16 protein-coding genes are annotated in these 16117 nt (G+C 41.3%); 13 read left to right on the top strand and 3 right to left on the bottom strand.

What is annotated here, in order from left to right; all coding sequences use genetic code 11:
* Positions 1–22 precede the first annotated feature (22 nt).
* The 6 genes from ACZ5PA_RS01785 (at position 23) to ACZ5PA_RS01760 (ending at position 5792) form a co-directional block, all read left to right on the top strand.
* Positions 23–1156 carry a glycosyltransferase family 2 protein gene (locus ACZ5PA_RS01785; protein ID WP_464930584.1) on the top strand — a complete coding sequence of 378 codons (1134 nt, stop codon included), beginning with the start codon at positions 23–25 and terminating at the stop codon, positions 1154–1156.
* Positions 1153–2250 carry a glycosyltransferase family 4 protein gene (locus tag ACZ5PA_RS01780; protein ID WP_464930583.1) on the top strand — a complete coding sequence of 366 codons (1098 nt, stop codon included), beginning with the start codon at positions 1153–1155 and terminating at the stop codon, positions 2248–2250. The genes ACZ5PA_RS01785 and ACZ5PA_RS01780 overlap by 4 nt, the downstream gene beginning before the upstream one ends.
* Before the next feature lie 108 nt (positions 2251–2358).
* Entirely contained in the window at positions 2359–3432 is a 1074-nt protein-coding gene (locus ACZ5PA_RS01775; protein ID WP_464930582.1) for a glycosyltransferase family 4 protein, read from the top strand.
* A gap of 593 nt (positions 3433–4025) precedes the next feature.
* Entirely contained in the window at positions 4026–4232 is a 207-nt protein-coding gene (locus ACZ5PA_RS01770; RefSeq protein WP_464930581.1) for a hypothetical protein, read from the top strand.
* Positions 4233–4350: 118 nt separating this feature from the next.
* The gene (locus ACZ5PA_RS01765) at positions 4351–5178 is read left to right on the top strand and encodes a glycosyltransferase family A protein (protein WP_464930580.1); all 828 of its coding nucleotides are present in this window, start codon (positions 4351–4353) and stop codon (positions 5176–5178) included.
* 20 nt (positions 5179–5198) lie between these two features.
* Positions 5199–5792: a DUF1616 domain-containing protein gene (locus ACZ5PA_RS01760; protein ID WP_464930579.1), complete on the top strand. Its 594-nt coding sequence runs from the start codon at positions 5199–5201 to the stop codon at positions 5790–5792.
* On the opposite strand, the gene ACZ5PA_RS01755 is transcribed toward ACZ5PA_RS01760, so the two are convergent.
* The gene (locus ACZ5PA_RS01755) at positions 5769–6404 is read right to left on the bottom strand and encodes a hypothetical protein (protein WP_464930578.1); all 636 of its coding nucleotides are present in this window, start codon (positions 6402–6404) and stop codon (positions 5769–5771) included. The genes ACZ5PA_RS01760 and ACZ5PA_RS01755 overlap by 24 nt on opposite strands.
* Positions 6405–6620: 216 nt before the next feature.
* Between ACZ5PA_RS01755 and ACZ5PA_RS01750 the strand changes: the two genes are divergently transcribed.
* The 7 genes from ACZ5PA_RS01750 to ACZ5PA_RS01720 all read left to right on the top strand — a co-directional run bounded on the left by ACZ5PA_RS01750 (position 6621) and on the right by ACZ5PA_RS01720 (position 14799).
* The gene (locus ACZ5PA_RS01750) at positions 6621–8297 is read left to right on the top strand and encodes a hypothetical protein (RefSeq protein ID WP_464930577.1); all 1677 of its coding nucleotides are present in this window, start codon (positions 6621–6623) and stop codon (positions 8295–8297) included.
* Complete coding sequence (locus ACZ5PA_RS01745) at positions 8297–9223, top strand: glycosyltransferase family 2 protein (protein WP_464930576.1); 927 nt, start codon at positions 8297–8299, stop codon at positions 9221–9223. The genes ACZ5PA_RS01750 and ACZ5PA_RS01745 overlap by 1 nt, the downstream gene beginning before the upstream one ends.
* Before the next feature lie 4 nt (positions 9224–9227).
* Positions 9228–10250, top strand: coding sequence for a glycosyltransferase family 4 protein (locus ACZ5PA_RS01740; protein ID WP_464931259.1), 1023 nt, complete (start codon positions 9228–9230; stop codon positions 10248–10250).
* Entirely contained in the window at positions 10243–11361 is a 1119-nt protein-coding gene (locus ACZ5PA_RS01735; RefSeq protein WP_464930575.1) for a glycosyltransferase, read from the top strand. The genes ACZ5PA_RS01740 and ACZ5PA_RS01735 overlap by 8 nt, the downstream gene beginning before the upstream one ends.
* Positions 11358–11903: a glycosyltransferase family 2 protein gene (locus ACZ5PA_RS01730; protein WP_464930574.1), complete on the top strand. Its 546-nt coding sequence runs from the start codon at positions 11358–11360 to the stop codon at positions 11901–11903. The genes ACZ5PA_RS01735 and ACZ5PA_RS01730 overlap by 4 nt, the downstream gene beginning before the upstream one ends.
* Before the next feature lie 443 nt (positions 11904–12346).
* A complete protein-coding gene (locus ACZ5PA_RS01725) occupies positions 12347–13504 on the top strand; it encodes a glycosyltransferase family 2 protein (RefSeq protein ID WP_464930573.1) in 1158 nt (385 codons plus the stop codon).
* 2 nt (positions 13505–13506) lie between these two features.
* Entirely contained in the window at positions 13507–14799 is a 1293-nt protein-coding gene (locus ACZ5PA_RS01720) for a glycosyltransferase family 4 protein (RefSeq protein ID WP_464930572.1), read from the top strand.
* A gap of 225 nt (positions 14800–15024) precedes the next feature.
* On the opposite strand, the gene ACZ5PA_RS01715 is transcribed toward ACZ5PA_RS01720, so the two are convergent.
* The gene (locus ACZ5PA_RS01715) at positions 15025–15147 is read right to left on the bottom strand and encodes a hypothetical protein (protein WP_464930571.1); all 123 of its coding nucleotides are present in this window, start codon (positions 15145–15147) and stop codon (positions 15025–15027) included.
* A gap of 124 nt (positions 15148–15271) precedes the next feature.
* Positions 15272–16063 carry a glycosyltransferase gene (locus tag ACZ5PA_RS01710; protein ID WP_464930570.1) on the bottom strand — a complete coding sequence of 264 codons (792 nt, stop codon included), beginning with the start codon at positions 16061–16063 and terminating at the stop codon, positions 15272–15274.
* Between the last annotated feature and the right edge of the window lie 54 nt (positions 16064–16117).

Raw genomic sequence — 16117 nt, 5'->3', positions numbered from 1 at the left:
AGGCCTTAAGGCCGGGGGGCGCGTGTTGGAGCTAGCGCTGGCGCTGGCGGCCGTCCACTTCGGAGCGCCCTTGGCGTATTACTCGTACTTGAGGAAGTGGCTGGACAAGCCTTGGGGCGTAAAGAAGGACCCAGGCTATAGGCCCAGAGTCACTGTGATAGTGCCCACGTACAACGAGGCCGAGCTCGTGGAGAGGAAGCTGGACAACATCCGCGAGCAGGACTACCCCAAGGACAAGCTGGAGGTCATAGTGGTGGACTCGGCGTCGACGGACGGGACTGCGGAGAGGGCGAGGAGGTGGGCCGAGAGGAACCCCGACGTGGACTTGAAAGTGGTAGAGGAGCCGGAGAGGAGGGGGAAGGCCCACGCCCTAAACGAGGCCTTAAGGCGCGCGGGCGGGGAGGTGGTGGTGATAACGGACGCAGACGCTTGGTGGCCGTCCAGAGACACGCTGGCGAGGGCCGTGGAGTGGCTGTCGGACCCCGCAGTGGGGGCCGTGTCGTGTCTGAAAAGGCCGGCCGCCCCGGGCGCCGCTGGGGTGGAGGACGGCTATAGGCGGTATTACAACGTCGTCAGGCTGGCCGAGTCCAAGGCCTGGTCCACGCCGGTGTTCCACGGAGAGCTCGCGGCCTTCAAGAGAGAGCTCTTGGAGAAGCTGGGCGGCTTCCCCGTCGACTTGGGCGCCGACGACAGCCACGTCGCGACGAGGATCGCGTTGATGGGGTACAGGGCGATAACGCCGGATGACGTCTTGTGCATCGAGGCGGTGCCGCCCAAGGGGTACCACTTGTGGCGGATCAGGAGGGCGCAGCACTTGGTGCAGCACTTCTGGAAGACGCTCAAGCTGCGGAAGACCCCCAAGGCCTTCAAGCCGATACTCTACGTCGAGATGTACTTGCACTTGGCGAACCCGTGGGCCTTGCCGGCGGCCGTCGCGTTGTTGGCGGCCTCGGCGATTGCGGGGAGCCCGTTGGCCGCCGCCTTGCTGGCGCTGGGAGTTGCGCTAACGATATACAAGCCCTACCGGACGTGGGTAGCGACACAGCTCTACTTAATGATAGCAGCGCTGAGAAACCTCAAGACGAAGGATATTGTGTGGGAAAAACAGGCGAAGGTGAACGCCGAGGGTAGCCTCCTAGTGGCTAGGCGTCGATGAGAGTTCTTTACATAACGCCGACATATTACCCGCGCATAGGCGGCGTCGAGTATGTGGTGAAGTCAGTCGCCGAGAGGCTCGCCAAGAGGGGGCACGATGTCACGGTGCTGGCGGGCGAGCCCGAGCTGGAGAGGCCAGCCGAAGAAGAGGTAAATGGAGTACACGTCGTCAGATGGCCCACATGGGCCCCAGGAGGCGCATACCACATACCCCGGCGCAGGATAGAGCTAGAAAAGCTACTAGGAGAGCTGGCCAGAAGATGCGACGTGGCTCATATACATAGCGTCCACACCATCTTCACAGTCTACGCTGGCATAAAGCTAGCAAGGCTCGGCACTAGGGTCGTCGTCACGCCGCACTATCATGGCACGGGACACACGCCGCTTCGGAGAGTGTTGTGGCTACCTTGGAGACACTACGTCAAGAAGCTCTTAACGAGCGCCACAGTCCACAGCGTCTCCAAGTACGAAGCTTCCCTAATCCAAAAACACTACAACACCACCACCGTCGTAATAGAACACGGCGTAGAAGAAATAGTACTCAAAGCCACGTGGAGGCCAGACAACTACGTCATGTACAGCGGCCGCATCGAGAAGTATAAAAACATTCACAAACTCGCCAAGATCGTAAAAATTCTAAACGCGGAGCACGGCCACAGCCTCAGCCTCAAGATATTTGGCGAGGGGCCCTACAAAGAAAAACTAAGAAAAGAACTAGAGGCGCTAGGCGTAGAATATGAAATGGAAAGCTTCAAGCCATACGAAGAATACGTCGAGGCCCTGTCAAGGGCGAGGCTATTCGCGTTGCTCTCTCAAAAAGAGGCATACGGCCAGACAATAAACGAGGCAAATGCAATCGGCGTCCCCGCTATCGCCGCCACGCCCTGGGGCCAAAACTTCAGCGAAAGACCGAGAACTCTCATAGTAGACCCCACCCAAGACGATAGAATAGTAGCAAGAAAGGTGGCCCAGTTCCTAGAAACAGCCCAAAAACAGCCACGGCCACAAGTACCAAGCTGGGACGAAGTAGTAACAATATATACCCACACGCTGTATCGCCAATTAAAAGCATCAGAGGCAGAGCAGAATTCATAGGAAGCCACCTAGTAGACAAACTCTTAGCAAAAGGATACGAACTAAGAACAATAGACAACCAAGGCGGTGGGGGGATGGAATACATAACCCATAAGGAACAGGATTAAAATGAAGATAGCGTTAATTAGACGAGAGTTCATAACGCACTTAGACGGAGTCAATAGATTCATCGCCGCCCTAGCCGAAGGCCTTAGCCTCCTAGGGCACAAAGTCGTGATAATAAGCTGGAGCTATCGAGGCGTCCAAAGAGAAAACCTAGAGGAGTGGTTTAAGAGAGTCCATGGCCTCGAGACGGATATTGAAATCTACACACTAAGAGGACCTGAAAATAGAGACAGATGGACCGTTATGCTTTACGAGTGGTACACAAAAGGTAGTGCATTGATTAAAGAACTAGGTGCCGACGTAGCACTAGTCAACGGCGTCGTATCCCTACGATTCGAGCCGAAGATAGCCATTGCCCACGGCCCCATACATATTTCACCTTTCCAAAAATTTATACTTACAATTCTCTATAGGCTTTACGATCACGTTGTATGCGTATCAAAAGCTTCCCAGGTGGAGTACAAGGGCATTGTAAAATGCAATTCCATCATACCACTCCCACTTATATACAGGAACTACAAATCTAAGCCATTAGATGAAAGAGACGACATAATCGTGCATGTTGGATCTAGACCCACGAAGAACCCCCAGGTCAGTGTCGAGGCCGTTAGAATCCTAAGAATGAGGGGGTTCAACGTGAGACTCGTCCTAGTAGGCGAGAAAAACGAGGCCGTTGAGAGGCTGGCTAGAGAGCATAGCTTCGTGGAAACACTATATGGAGTTGATGAGGGGATTAAAGCCGAGATCCTATCCAGAGCAAAAGCGCTGGTACTGCCTTCCAGTGGCGAGACCTTCTCATACACGGTGCTTGAGGCTATGGCTAGTGGCACCCCGCCAGTAGCATCCGCAGCCGTCCCGGAAGACGTCGTAATAGACGGACTCAATGGCCTTAGGGTGAACTCCCAAAACCCCGTGGACTACGCAAACGCCTTAGAAAAACTCCTGAGGAACGAAGAGCTCTGGCTGAAACTACACAAGGCTGGGACTGAGTTCGCTAAGCAATTCGACCACGTAAACATCGCAAAGAGATACGAGGAACTCGTAAAGGGTTTACTTAATGAATGTCAGAGAGCGTGAGGCCCTACTAAAGGTTAAGGACATCATAATAACCCATGGAGATTCTAGGGCTATAGGCAGTTATTACCTAGAATTTCATAGGAGACTCGAGGTCCTAGAGCTAGTATTAAGGTACTGGGCAGGGGTGGATTGATTGTCGATTTTGGTGCAAGCCCCTTCATAACCTCCTGTGCCCTAAAATTCTTAGGATACAGAGTAATAGCTGTTGATGCAGATCCCCACAAGCACGAGGCAGTGGCCAGGGCTTGCGGTCTAGATGTTATTAAAGCTGACCTTGAAAGAGATAGAGTACCTTTAGGGGATGAACAGGTGATTGCGCAATGTTTACTGAGGTTTTAGAACACCTTAACCCCTACACGTTGGGCATGCACTCACTGAAATCAATAGGGTTTTGAAAACAAGTGAGGTTAATTATTCTCACAACCCCTAACATAGCCCCCCTCTTTAGAAGACTTTAGACTATTATAGGCCGCCAGCCTCAGTATAGGTACCACGTCCATGAATATACCAAACATGAGGTTGAGGACATCCTCACATCCCACGGCTTCAAAATCCTCGAGAGCTTCTACTCAGACATAAACGACCTCACCTATGTGGATGCAAGGGATGAGGAATACCTCAGGTTGGGAACCTACAAAGCCTTAATAGCCCTAACCATCAGAAGACCTACAAAGCTTAACCTACTCAAGGCCCTGGTCTATACATTACTCAAGGTAGTACCGGACCTCAAGATGTTGATTATTACTATCGCAAGAAGGGAATTCAATGCCAAACCAGAAGAAGTACGAAGGTGGGGTTAAAGGATAAAACCAAGGTTAAAAATGATGACATGAAGGCTGCTCACGGTGGTTACGTACTTATCCTAGATGTGGTAATACTTAAAATAAACAATATAATATTAAAAGTCATGAATCAAATATGAATAAGGTGTCTATAATTGTCCCCTCTATGAATGAGCATTACTTAAGGTACTTGCTTTCGGCTCTTTCAAGACAGTCTATTAAACCATTCGAAATAATAATAGTTATTAAGGGGTTTAACGCAAAACATGTTGAAGATACCTGTAAAAACAAGGGATTAAGATGCAACATCATTGAACAAAAACAAGGCTATGTCACACATGCACTTAACCTCGGTAAGAAAGAGGCTAAAGGTGACATGATAGTCTTCACAGATGATGACGCGATACCCCCAGGTGGCTGGATCAAAAGATACGTGAAACTATATTCAATATATCCAAACACCTCATGTATTTCAAGCAGAGATATATACCTAGAACTCAACTTCATGAGGCTCATGCCCACGCCAGATGACTTAGTTAACGTGAGGCTCTACAGATGGCTCATAAGACCTTGGTTAGAAAGGCCTCATCCAGCATTAAACAAGTACAGACTTGGCGTCTACCTAACTAAGGATTTAAAGATTGCCCACGGCTTATGCATACCAAACGGCACATGTTACTCACTGCCGTTCAGAGGCGTTAACATGAGCTTCAGTGGTCCCGCTCTAAGCGAGACGAAGTTCCCAGAACACCCACTCCTTAAAAGGGCTCCTATGTATGAGCAGTATGCTGGCCTTCAACTAGTTCTTAAAGGTCATAACTGCATCTATACATCAAATAACCCCATACTACACATCGCTAGAGTAGAGAGCTTATCAAGAGGGGTTAATGATAAGAAGGCATTAGTAGAGATTATGATTATGAGGAATTTATTCGCAGAATTATTAAAGCAACATGGATCATAAGCCAATGATATTAAACCAGTATGAGCAGTATTAACGAGAACAATGTAAGAGAATTCATTAGAAAACTCACTAGTGGTAGATGCATCACAGTTGATGATTTAATTAAAGCCCTTATGGAAAGATACGGCATCGACATCCATGAGGCATCCTGGATTTTGTTCAAGGAATGGGTCAGAGGTAGAGTCAGGTTTAGTTCAAGGATGGATTCACTATTCTTCTTAACCATTGACTCAATGGGATACTGGATACTAACAGCACTACTCATACTAGCCCCAGTCGTGATTAATCTAAGCAATCCAATACTCCTACCAGTGAGGGTGATCGTTGGTGTATTGGCTTACGTCTTCCTGCCAGGCTACTCAATACTCATGTTAATTTACCCGGTTAATAATCCGCTTAAGCCAGTTGAGATTATGTTAGCCTCAATTGCAGTATCATTATCAATAATGGGGCTTATCGCATTATTCTTCTCCCTAATTACGCCAGCCCCATTGATGAATTACATTGAACCAATTTCACTAATAATGAGTACCATGACCATAACATTCTTAACCATAGCTTACATTAAGCGATCCAAGGCCCTTAGCCTTTCACCCTGTCACCGATACGAATAACCTCACATACCTACCCGTGTAGGTTAAATCACCATTAGTGCTAATCATGTATAGCGATGCCGTTACGTTGTATAGGCCTGTCCTGCTGAATGATAATGTTACTGGGAATGTGTAATACTCATTCATCAGCATTAACCTTTGCTCACTTTCAATCAATGTGCCATTAACGTACACGTTAACAACATACCACGTTGGATTTAACCTATGACTGTAGACAAGCACGTAAAGCGTTATATTCTGCCCAATGAGGAGACTTGTAGGGTAGTTTGAAAACCCACTGCTGGTTAATAGACCTATGGCCTCATATTGTATATTGACGGGAATTTCGATACTCATGAATGCGAACAATGCAAAGGCCAGAACAATGCCAATTAAGACGCCTATGAATGCCTCATCACGCCCATTACCAGGCTCAATCACAGAACTTAACCTAGGCTTTATGAATAGTCTATAAACCAGCATCATGACGAGCCTCCTTAACCAACGCCTATACCTATACACCAGGTATGTTAGCATGATCAACGCTATTAACGATACGGTGATAGCAATCATAATGCGCATCTCCTGTTGAATCAAGGATTCATTAACCTGATTCACTAATTCCTGAAGCATGACACTGGCCTCAGTAGTATTAGCATTCATAATGACTTAGTACTTCATTGAACTCATTAACATACCTAGTGACATTATACCCAAGTTCGTTCAGCTTAATAATGCCCACATAGGCCTTAACCAGCAGCGAATACTGCATTAATATAGGTTGAGCGTAGGCTTATTTAATCTTTTCCATGGGTAAAGCATTTAACCCAATACACCTCAGCCCCACTAATGATAATTAACCGCAGTACAGCATCAACGGTGTTACTAATTGCATCGATAATACTTCTAGTGGAGTCCGCGTTTAAGTCACTTTCAATACTCTTAACTAACGTATACTTATTGAACCTAAACGCCGCAGCCCTAGGCATATTAAGCACTCTAACACCCACATACTTCATCGGCTTAACGGCAGCTGCCTTAGCCTTAATACTAGGTAATAATGTCATTAAAGGTGTCTCAACAATCATGCTGCTCATGTACCTTGTCGGCTACCCCCTACTGCTCAGCCCATATCCACCGTACCTACCTGACGGAACCCTATATGCTGGGGAATCGCTTGCGGTTTATGAAATGGGGTACCTGCCAATCAAGGGGTTTCTGTATAATGGTGGCGCTTACCCATTGGCATTCCTAATAGGTGCGGTGCTTCACGGTATCCTAGGCGTGGGTGCCATTAACATATCTGCAGCCTATGGTTTACTGGAGCCGATAATCCTTGGGCTTGTGGCATACTCCGTGGCCACTAGGCTTAGTGATAGTAAATGGCACCCATATGTGGGGTTACTGGCCATATTAATGTATATTGCATTAATATGGTCTTATCAATTCCACTTTAGCCCCCAGGACCTTAATATTGTTCTACTGATGTCATCAATACCATTATTCATACAAGCTGTAAAGAGTAACGTTAAGGCCTTTGGGTTATTAACGTTACTCTTTACAGCCTTAATTGTTGGGCATCAGACTGAGGCGCCCATACTCCTAGCATCATCGCTGGCATTACTGGTTTCATTAGTCATGAGTTCGAGGCGTCCATCAGGTCCATTGACAATGTATGTAGCCCTCAACTCCGCTTTAATCTCAGTAATGTGGGTAACATTCAATAACTACGTATTCCCAGCAAATAACCAGATCGTGTTTAACGTATTTTCAAGTAACGCCCTTGAGAGGCTGATTAATCTAATACTGGGTAGACTTCACCACGCCGTATTCTTCTCAGTATCTGGGCAAGGCGTGTATTGGCTTAGGTCATTGATGTACCACTATGAGCTCCATGGCGGATACGCAATGGCATTATTCGAGCTTGCCGCATCATTAATCATTTACCTTTGGTCAATGAAGAGGAGTAATGTTGAGCTTAAGTCATACTCATCAATAGCAGTGGGGGGTCTTATCGTAATTGCACTGATAACCATAGCCTTAGGCACATATAGCAACAGGTTAACCATATACACGGCACCAGTGTTGGCTGGGCTCTTAGCGTACCTAATTTATCCAAAGATCAAGGGTAAATATTTTATATACATCATGCTTCTTCTCCTAGCCCTAGGCTTCACCGGGTTAGTATTCTCAGGTTCAACAATATACTGGGATTACTCAGCAGGCAATGAAATCACCTGGAATTCGTACAGTATTCTATATCAATTTAATTACCATTATAATTTAATAACTTATTATGCATCTAATTGGTTAACGTATTATCGTGTCATTGAACTTATCCACAATATTAATATTACTAAAGTATTCCCATATCCTGGCAATTTACTTGACTATAATAAAAATGATCTACTATATTTAGCAAATGATATAGGTTTGACCAGTTTTGAGAATGTCTTATCACAACTTCATAATTCAACATTAATAATTTATAATGATGGTATAAACATTATTACGGTGAAAACATAATGGTTTGTGTAATCATGGTCACTCATAATAATGACTCAACCATTGAACATGCATTAAAATCATTGTTAAATAGTTATTATGTTGATTTGGTAATAGTTGTTGATAATGCATCAAAGGATAATACAAAATATATACTGCGCCAATTCATACATATGAATGTGAATGTTAAGGCAGTATTTCTAAAGGATAATGTTGGTTTTCCAAAAGCCGTTAATATTGGCTTAAGATTCTGCCCTTATGAGGAATATTTCGCGTTATTTAACCCTGATGCTTATGCTACTAAATCATGGTTACTTAAACTAGTTAACGTTGCAAACAGTGATAAAAGCATTGCAATGGCACAGTCGCTTTTAATTAAACCTAATGGTGAAATTGACTCAGCAGGTGGGTTCATTAACGGTCTTGGTTACCCAATAGAATTTAAACCTAAGGTTGATTTAGATAAATTAATTAAAATAAATCCTTATGAAGTAATGTACGCTAAAGGTGCTGCCGTGCTAATTAGGCGTAAGGCCTATGATGAGGTTGGTGGTTTTGATGATAAGATATTCTTTTACTACGATGAAGCGGACTTATCCTATAGGTTAAGGCAACACGGATATAAAATCGTTATTGTTCCTGACTCCATAGTTTATCATGTTGGGTTAGGTAGTAAGATCCCTAATAAGGAGTTATTCGTACTTTATTATATTGAAAGAAACCATCTATATTTTCTTGCTAAAAATATGCCAAGCAGATTAATATCAGCTTTATCGTGGTCAATAATGGGTATGGTAAAGGAAAGATACGCCATCAGAAGAAGAGTTAGGTTTAAAGCATTATTAGATTTCATAAAGCTTATCACTGGATGTAAAGTTAATGAACCCTTTAAATTAGATAGCTTAGAGAAACTTATAAACCTTAGACATTATTGGTCTTGTGATTAACACAATGCATAACCTTAGGATTGCCTTCGTCCTTATGGAAACAATATACCCCTATAGGGGTGGTGTTCATGAGGGGGTTTACTTACTCTTAAGGGAAATTAGGAAATTAGGAATTAATGCTGAAATAGTAGCTTACTCAAGGAGAAGGGTTGATGAGAATGGACGTAGATTATTATGGCTTAGATCATTATCACCACACTTTATTAAAAAATTATCTAATTATGATGTTTTAATTGGTGAGACAGCATGGATAGTTTTACCCACATTAATGGTTAACCGTAGTTTTGGGAAGAAATGCATAATGCATTTACATTCAGTGGAATCTATTCAAGATACTGGATTAAATACTATTGGAAAAATAATTGTGAAATATCTCGAGAAACTAAGCCTAATGTGTGATGCAGTATTAGTTCCCTCTAAGGTTGAATACGAATTACTAAGTAAAAGAACTAAGAGGAATAATGTCTATATATTGCCGAACTTCATAGACTTTAATTCATTCATTACCAGTAAACCAGCCCCACTAAAAAAGCCTGCAGTGGTTTTTGTGGGAGGGATGGGTTATCCACCAAATAGGGAAGCCGCATATACAATAATCAAGATCTCTAAGTTAGTAAACAGTAGTGGAAGAAAAGTTAACTTCTACCTGGTAGGCCCCTCACCGCCACCAGTATCTCCACCCGTGTATGCAACTGGTTATGTTGAATCCACAGCACCATACATACTTGGTGCCGATATCTGCATAGCACCAATATACAGAGGTGGTGGTGTGAAACTTAAAATGTTAGAATATATGGCATCAGGTAAACCCATAATAGCCACTAAGAAGGCGGCTGAGGGCATAGATGATATAGTGTACGTGGAGGCTGAAAAACCCGAGGAATTTGCCGAGGCGATAATCGCTATTTTAAAAGGAAAAATAAATATGGACTTTGGTAAAAATATTAACGTAATTAAAAGAAACCATACACCTAATAAGGCAGCTGAGAAACTCATTAAGATAATTAACGGTGTCATTAATGGCTAGGTTAAATGTAGTAATAATCAATGACTGGATTAGTAACTTAACATCAGGTGGAACGTATAGAATACAGGGATTTGCGCAAGGATTAACAATGCTCGGACATAATGTATTCATAATAACACCATGGGGAATCACCAAGTATGAGAATGACATGCATGTATATCAACCCAATTTAGGAAGCCCACTATATTACTTCACAACATTCGCATTATTACCAATTAATACACTAAGATTGCTGGAAAAGACATATGGAGTGGATCTTGTAATAATTCAAATGCCAAGCCCAATAACTAAACCATTAACCATACTACCAATACTAAAATCCAAAAGTATACCGGTAATTCTAGACTTTGGTGATCCATGGTGGAGCCGAAAATCCCCATGGCTTTATATTAAAATCGCCAACTACATTATTAAAAAAGAAATACAAAACTCAGTATTAGTATCATCATCAAGCAAACTACTGCTAAAGGCATTAGCTAAGAGCATAGATAGTAAGGTGCCGATGTTATATATACCAAATGGTGTTGATTCAAGGGTATTCAAGCCCATTGGCGAAGGTAATAGCAGCGTCATAGGGCTCTTGGGTAGATTTAATGCAAGAAATGGCAGTAGATTAATAATCCCAATCTTGAAGAGATTAGTATCAAGAATCCCTGATATTAAATTCCTACTCATTGGTGACGGAGAAGATTTGCAATTAATAATTAATGATGCATATAAGGCTGGATTAAATAAAAACATTATTGTAAAAGGCCCATTACCAAGATACAGGATACCTGAGGAGTTATCTAGGGCAGGAATACTAATAGCACCATATAGTGATGACCCAACTTTACATTTCATCTTTCCAACTAAAGTTCCAGAAATGATGGCGCTGAAAAGACCTGTAATAACCGCGCCCCTCTATGAAATATTAACATCATTTAAGAACGGTAAAGAACTTTTAATAGCTCGAAATAACCCAGATTCATATGCAAATAAGATATTAACATTATTCAACAATACTGAGCTTAGTAAGATAATAGCTATGAATGGATATGCAACTATAATGAACAATTATACATGGGATAAACTTATTAAGCTACTATTAAATAAATATATAGCATTATGAAACCTTTCATCTCGGTAATAGTAATAGCTCATGATAGGAAGCAGTTTCTACCTGACGCATTAAGAAGTCTGGAAGCACAGACCCTAAGTAAAGATCTATTCGAGGTGATAGTAGTTAAAAACTTCGTACACGAGGAGATCGATAAAAAGATTCGAGAGAACGGATGGTTATCAATAATTACTAATAAGAAACATGTAGCTGGTAAAATAGCTGTTGGATTAGATAAGGCAAATGGTGAAATAGTAACATTTTTAGAGGATGATGATATCTATAAACCCAATAGACTCGAGAAAATATATCAAAGTTTTATAAAGTATCCCAACATAATATTTTTCCACAATAGCTTTGAGGAGATAGATATTTATGGTAATTCGTTAGGAATAAGACCAGCGACCAAATATGGAGAATTAATACTACCAAGTAAATTGAAATCCAAGTTTGCCGAGGCCTTTGATGAGTTATCATGGGCATCTATGCATAATAGTTCTATTGCAATAAGACGGGGCATAGTAATGAAGTACATAGATAAATTGGAAAATTAGTGTATAGCGATCCATTTTTCTATTATATATCATTAATAGAAGATGGGGATCTTTACACTACATCAGATGTATTAACGCTTAAACGAGTACATAACATTGGTTTTTATAGGACTTTAAATTCTAGTGATTTCAACAATAGAGTATTTAATTTATATATTCATTATGTTATGAGTTCATCCGTAATAAGAGATCTTCTTAAAATAATGAACAATGACTATACTAATAAATATATAAGGCTATACTTTTTGCATAAGATGGAACTTGCCGCATTGACTTCGTTGATAGGTAGTGATTTAAAATTAAGTGATTTCTTGCTGCATTAAAAGGATGGCGTAATTATCCCCTTCGAGAGCTACTGATCATTATGGACTATGTAGTGTCTAAGATGCCTAAAATGGCAAAGAATATTTATTTACTAGGTAGATACCTTATCTCTAGGTGTTATGGTCGATAAACTAGTTAGTGTAGTAATCCCAGTCTATAATGGTGAATCTACCATAGGATATGTTCTCGAAAGTATACTTAACCAAGATTACCCACACGTTGAGGTAATAATCGTTGACAATGGATCCACAGATAACACATCGATCATAGTTAGCAAATATAGAGATGCATTTAAAAGCAAAGGATATGCCTTGAAATACATTAAATATCCTAAACCATTAGGTCACGCTCCAGCCATTAACATAGGCATAAAGGAATCCTCAGGGCAGTACGTGCTGATTTTACATGCTGATGTAATGTTGTGCTCACAGAATTGGATATCGACAATGGTCAATATTCTTAATAATGATAATAGAGTTGCGGTGGTCTCAAGCATGCTAATAACAAAACCTGAGGAATTGAATTTCATAAATCGAGTATTTTCCTATATATACATATTAGGATGGCATGATTACTTAAAAATACCTCCCATGTATGTACCATATACTGGACTCAATAATGACTTAATACGTGCATCAATATTTAAAGATGTAGGATTACTTGATGAAAGCTATAAATATGGCGTACATGATATTGACTTCGCTGAAAAGATAAGACGCAGAGGTTATCTAATAAGGCTCGAGACCTCTGTATGCGCCAAGCATTTACTATCGTATGATCAAAGGTCATTAAAGGGTCATTTAAAAAAAGCTCGGCAATATGGCTACCCCTCTGGAATAATACTTAAGAGGTATGGGTATTTACTAAATATAGATAATGCATTATTTTTCCTTTCACTACTCCTGGATCTAATATCGTATGCATTAAAAATACCTATAATTTATCCATCATTACTAATGATAATGTTGCTCTTAATCGCCTTCAGGTATGAACCAAAAAATTATTACGGGAAAAATAAATTGCTCGTTAGGGCATACAAAAACATAGCTAATATTACCGCTGGGTTAACCGGATATTTACTATGGCATTACTTACTGGTAATGGGATTAGGTGCTGGTGTCCCGTTATATAGAGCTTTATCGTCGTCATACAATTCATTTAGGGATTTTCATGATATTAAACTAGCGATAACAGTCTTTGTACTAAGTTTAATATGGTATATCATAAATGGAGCAGCCACCATAATTGGTTTATTTAAATATTTAACTAAAAAGTGAAAGTGAATATAGGGATAAGCTTTAAAAATGCAATAATGGGTGAAAGCAGGATGGTTAGGATACATATAGTTACAGAGACCATTCAAAGAGGTACCTTTGCTACCATGTATTTATTAGCAAAGGAGTTAATGAAGCGGGGTTTCGACGTTAAAGTTTATGGCCCTGTTGAAAAGTACGCAGACATTAATTTAACTAAGATCCCAATGCCGCCGCATGGCGCGATATTTGGTTCTGAAGTATTAATTAATCGTAGTAATTATGTTGAAAATGTCTTTACATTAATAAAAAGAGACATTATTCCTGGAAAATCAATACTTCACATCGTTAATGCGATGCACGGTTTACTACCATTTGTACACAGAGCTAAGGCTTACTCTGTCATAAATATTCAATACTGGTGGCCGATTTGCTACTTTAATGATTTAGCATGTTATTTTAGAGATGGCTATAATGCCGGCTGTATAAAGGGAGACTTTTTAAAAATTATAAAATGTATATTTAAGAGAAGGAATAGTGCATTAAGGTATTTATCGCCTATCGAAGCGGTGTATGCATTAAGAAAGCTTAAATGGATTCATCGAAATCTTATGGAAGCTGATGTAATATTGGCAGTAAGTAAAATTGTTAAAGATATATTAGTAGCCGCTGGATTTCCTGAAGATAAAATAAAGATAATAAACATTAACGCTATAGTACCAAGTATAGATTACATTAAGCCAGTACCACATAGTGGATTTATATATGCTTATTTAAGTTACCCAGATGAGGGTAAAGGTATATTCCAGTTACTAAGGGCATTTGCTAAGGCCGTCAAGGTTAATAATAAAATATTCCTCAAGGTAATAGGTGGTCTTGAGGAACCAAGGGTTGTGGAATTCGCTAAGGAGCTAAATATCATCAATAATTTAATACTAACTAAGAGATTATCGTTTGATATTTTCATGAATAAGTTGCCTGAATTACTGGGCGATGTTGATGTTGTAGTTGTGCCATCTATCGTCTTAGATACATGGGGTAGGGTCGTAACAGAATCCATGCTAGCAGGCAGACCCGTAATCGTAACTAAGAATAATGGCGCCTTAATAGAACAAGTCACTGATGGAGTTGATGGCTTTCACGTAAATGTATTTGATATTGATGAATTTGCAAGGGCGCTCATTCAGATATCGCAATTACCCGGAGAAGAAATAATTAAGATGGGAATTAAAGCAAGAGAAAACATAATGAATAAATATAATAAAGAGAATATAATAGAAGAAATAATTAATTTATATAAATCATTGATAGAAAATTAATTTTTATAATCCTTGATTTCTTACTCGTGATCACTGATGGCATTAGGTTCTAGGGTTTGGCGTATAATAAAGCCTATTAATGATTCCTCTAGGTTAGACAGATTATTATCCTACCATAAATGAGAACTGATGCATAACATGGGTATGAACAAGATTACATTAACATGGAAGCTTACCTCTACAAAAATAATAGATATCATATAATGAACTAGAGTCTTTACATTTTTATAAGTCATGAGGCGGTATTAAATCGTTGAATATGACTAATCCCTTGGTGAATAGCCCCGTGAGTTCTATAGCGCTGGATCTCACGTGAGGCGCTCTGTAGAGATCCAGCTCGCCCAGCATGGATTTTAGGAGTTTGCCGAGTTTCTGCCCATCCTTTATTGCTGAGTAGTATGTCTTGCTTGATTCATTCCTGGTTATGTTTAGGTATAGCCAGAGTATTGTGCGTCTTAGAGTTATGGTGAATCTAAGGGGGGCTGTACCTGGTCCTCAGTATCATTAATAATGCCATAGTAGCTCTATAACCATAGTAAAGCGATGTAAGGCCTCTAGTGGTCATACTTGCATAATGTCTTCCTGCCTTTATTGGTATGTATTTTACTTTGTATCCTTTATTCCATAGTACTAGTCCTAGTAGTGAGTCGTCTAGGTATAGGTATGTTTCGTTTATGAATGGCTTGCCATGTGGCATGGCGTTCTTTACCGCATCGACCCTTACCACCATGTATGCCCCATCCGCGTATGTCACGTGGTGCTCTTTGTTCATGCCTGGGCAATCCCCTGGTAATGCTCCATGACAAATACCACCTCCTGTCCAAGTCTCATTGACGTAACCACCAGCTGAGTATATCGTTCTACCATCACCGAAGTAAATCAACCCACTTACTGCCCCTATCTTCTCATCACCATCCATTGCCTCTATGAGCCCTCTCAGCGATTCTGGTTCTGCGATGAAGTCGTTGTTCACAAAAGCCACGTACTTGGTTTCTGGGTCTCTTGCGTCCCATCCTAGGTTCATTCCTCCTGCGTAGCCGAGGTTAGAATCACTCCTAACAAATTTAACCCTCAGGTTGCTCGGTCTCGTCTCCTCAATGTGCTTCTTTATCAACTCGAAGCTACCGTCGTTTGAGGCATTATCCACAATGATTAGCTCGTAGTTGTCGAAGTCCAGGTTCATGAAGGAATCAAGACTTTGGAGCATTATGTCCCTGAACCCCATGCTGTTGTAATTCAACCAAACCACCGAGACCAAAACCACGAAATAAGCAGGTCCGCAGGGCTTAAATGCACAACGCATTTAAGCACGCGCACT

This window comes from Thermoproteus thermophilus, from assembly GCF_055392855.1.
Note: the sequence above shows the minus strand (reverse complement) of the source record. Positions and strands in the feature narration are given on the sequence as shown.

What these genes read in the sequence shown, in the direction of transcription:
- ACZ5PA_RS01780 (WP_464930583.1), top strand. Translation starts at nt 1,153, where the DNA reads ATGAGAGTTCTTTACATAACGCCGACATATTACCCGCGCATAGGCGGC.
- ACZ5PA_RS01775 (WP_464930582.1), top strand. Translation starts at nt 2,359, where the DNA reads ATGAAGATAGCGTTAATTAGACGAGAGTTCATAACGCACTTAGACGGA.
- ACZ5PA_RS01765 (WP_464930580.1), top strand. Translation starts at nt 4,351, where the DNA reads ATGAATAAGGTGTCTATAATTGTCCCCTCTATGAATGAGCATTACTTA.
- ACZ5PA_RS01760 (WP_464930579.1), top strand. Translation starts at nt 5,199, where the DNA reads ATGAGCAGTATTAACGAGAACAATGTAAGAGAATTCATTAGAAAACTC.
- ACZ5PA_RS01755 (WP_464930578.1), bottom strand. Translation starts at nt 6,404, where the DNA reads ATGCTTCAGGAATTAGTGAATCAGGTTAATGAATCCTTGATTCAACAG.
- ACZ5PA_RS01750 (WP_464930577.1), top strand. Translation starts at nt 6,621, where the DNA reads ATGATAATTAACCGCAGTACAGCATCAACGGTGTTACTAATTGCATCG.
- ACZ5PA_RS01745 (WP_464930576.1), top strand. Translation starts at nt 8,297, where the DNA reads ATGGTTTGTGTAATCATGGTCACTCATAATAATGACTCAACCATTGAA.
- ACZ5PA_RS01740 (WP_464931259.1), top strand. Translation starts at nt 9,228, where the DNA reads ATGCATAACCTTAGGATTGCCTTCGTCCTTATGGAAACAATATACCCC.
- ACZ5PA_RS01735 (WP_464930575.1), top strand. Translation starts at nt 10,243, where the DNA reads ATGGCTAGGTTAAATGTAGTAATAATCAATGACTGGATTAGTAACTTA.
- ACZ5PA_RS01730 (WP_464930574.1), top strand. Translation starts at nt 11,358, where the DNA reads ATGAAACCTTTCATCTCGGTAATAGTAATAGCTCATGATAGGAAGCAG.
- ACZ5PA_RS01725 (WP_464930573.1), top strand. Translation starts at nt 12,347, where the DNA reads ATGGTCGATAAACTAGTTAGTGTAGTAATCCCAGTCTATAATGGTGAA.
- ACZ5PA_RS01715 (WP_464930571.1), bottom strand. Translation starts at nt 15,147, where the DNA reads ATGCTGGGCGAGCTGGATCTCTACAGAGCGCCTCACGTGAGATCCAGC.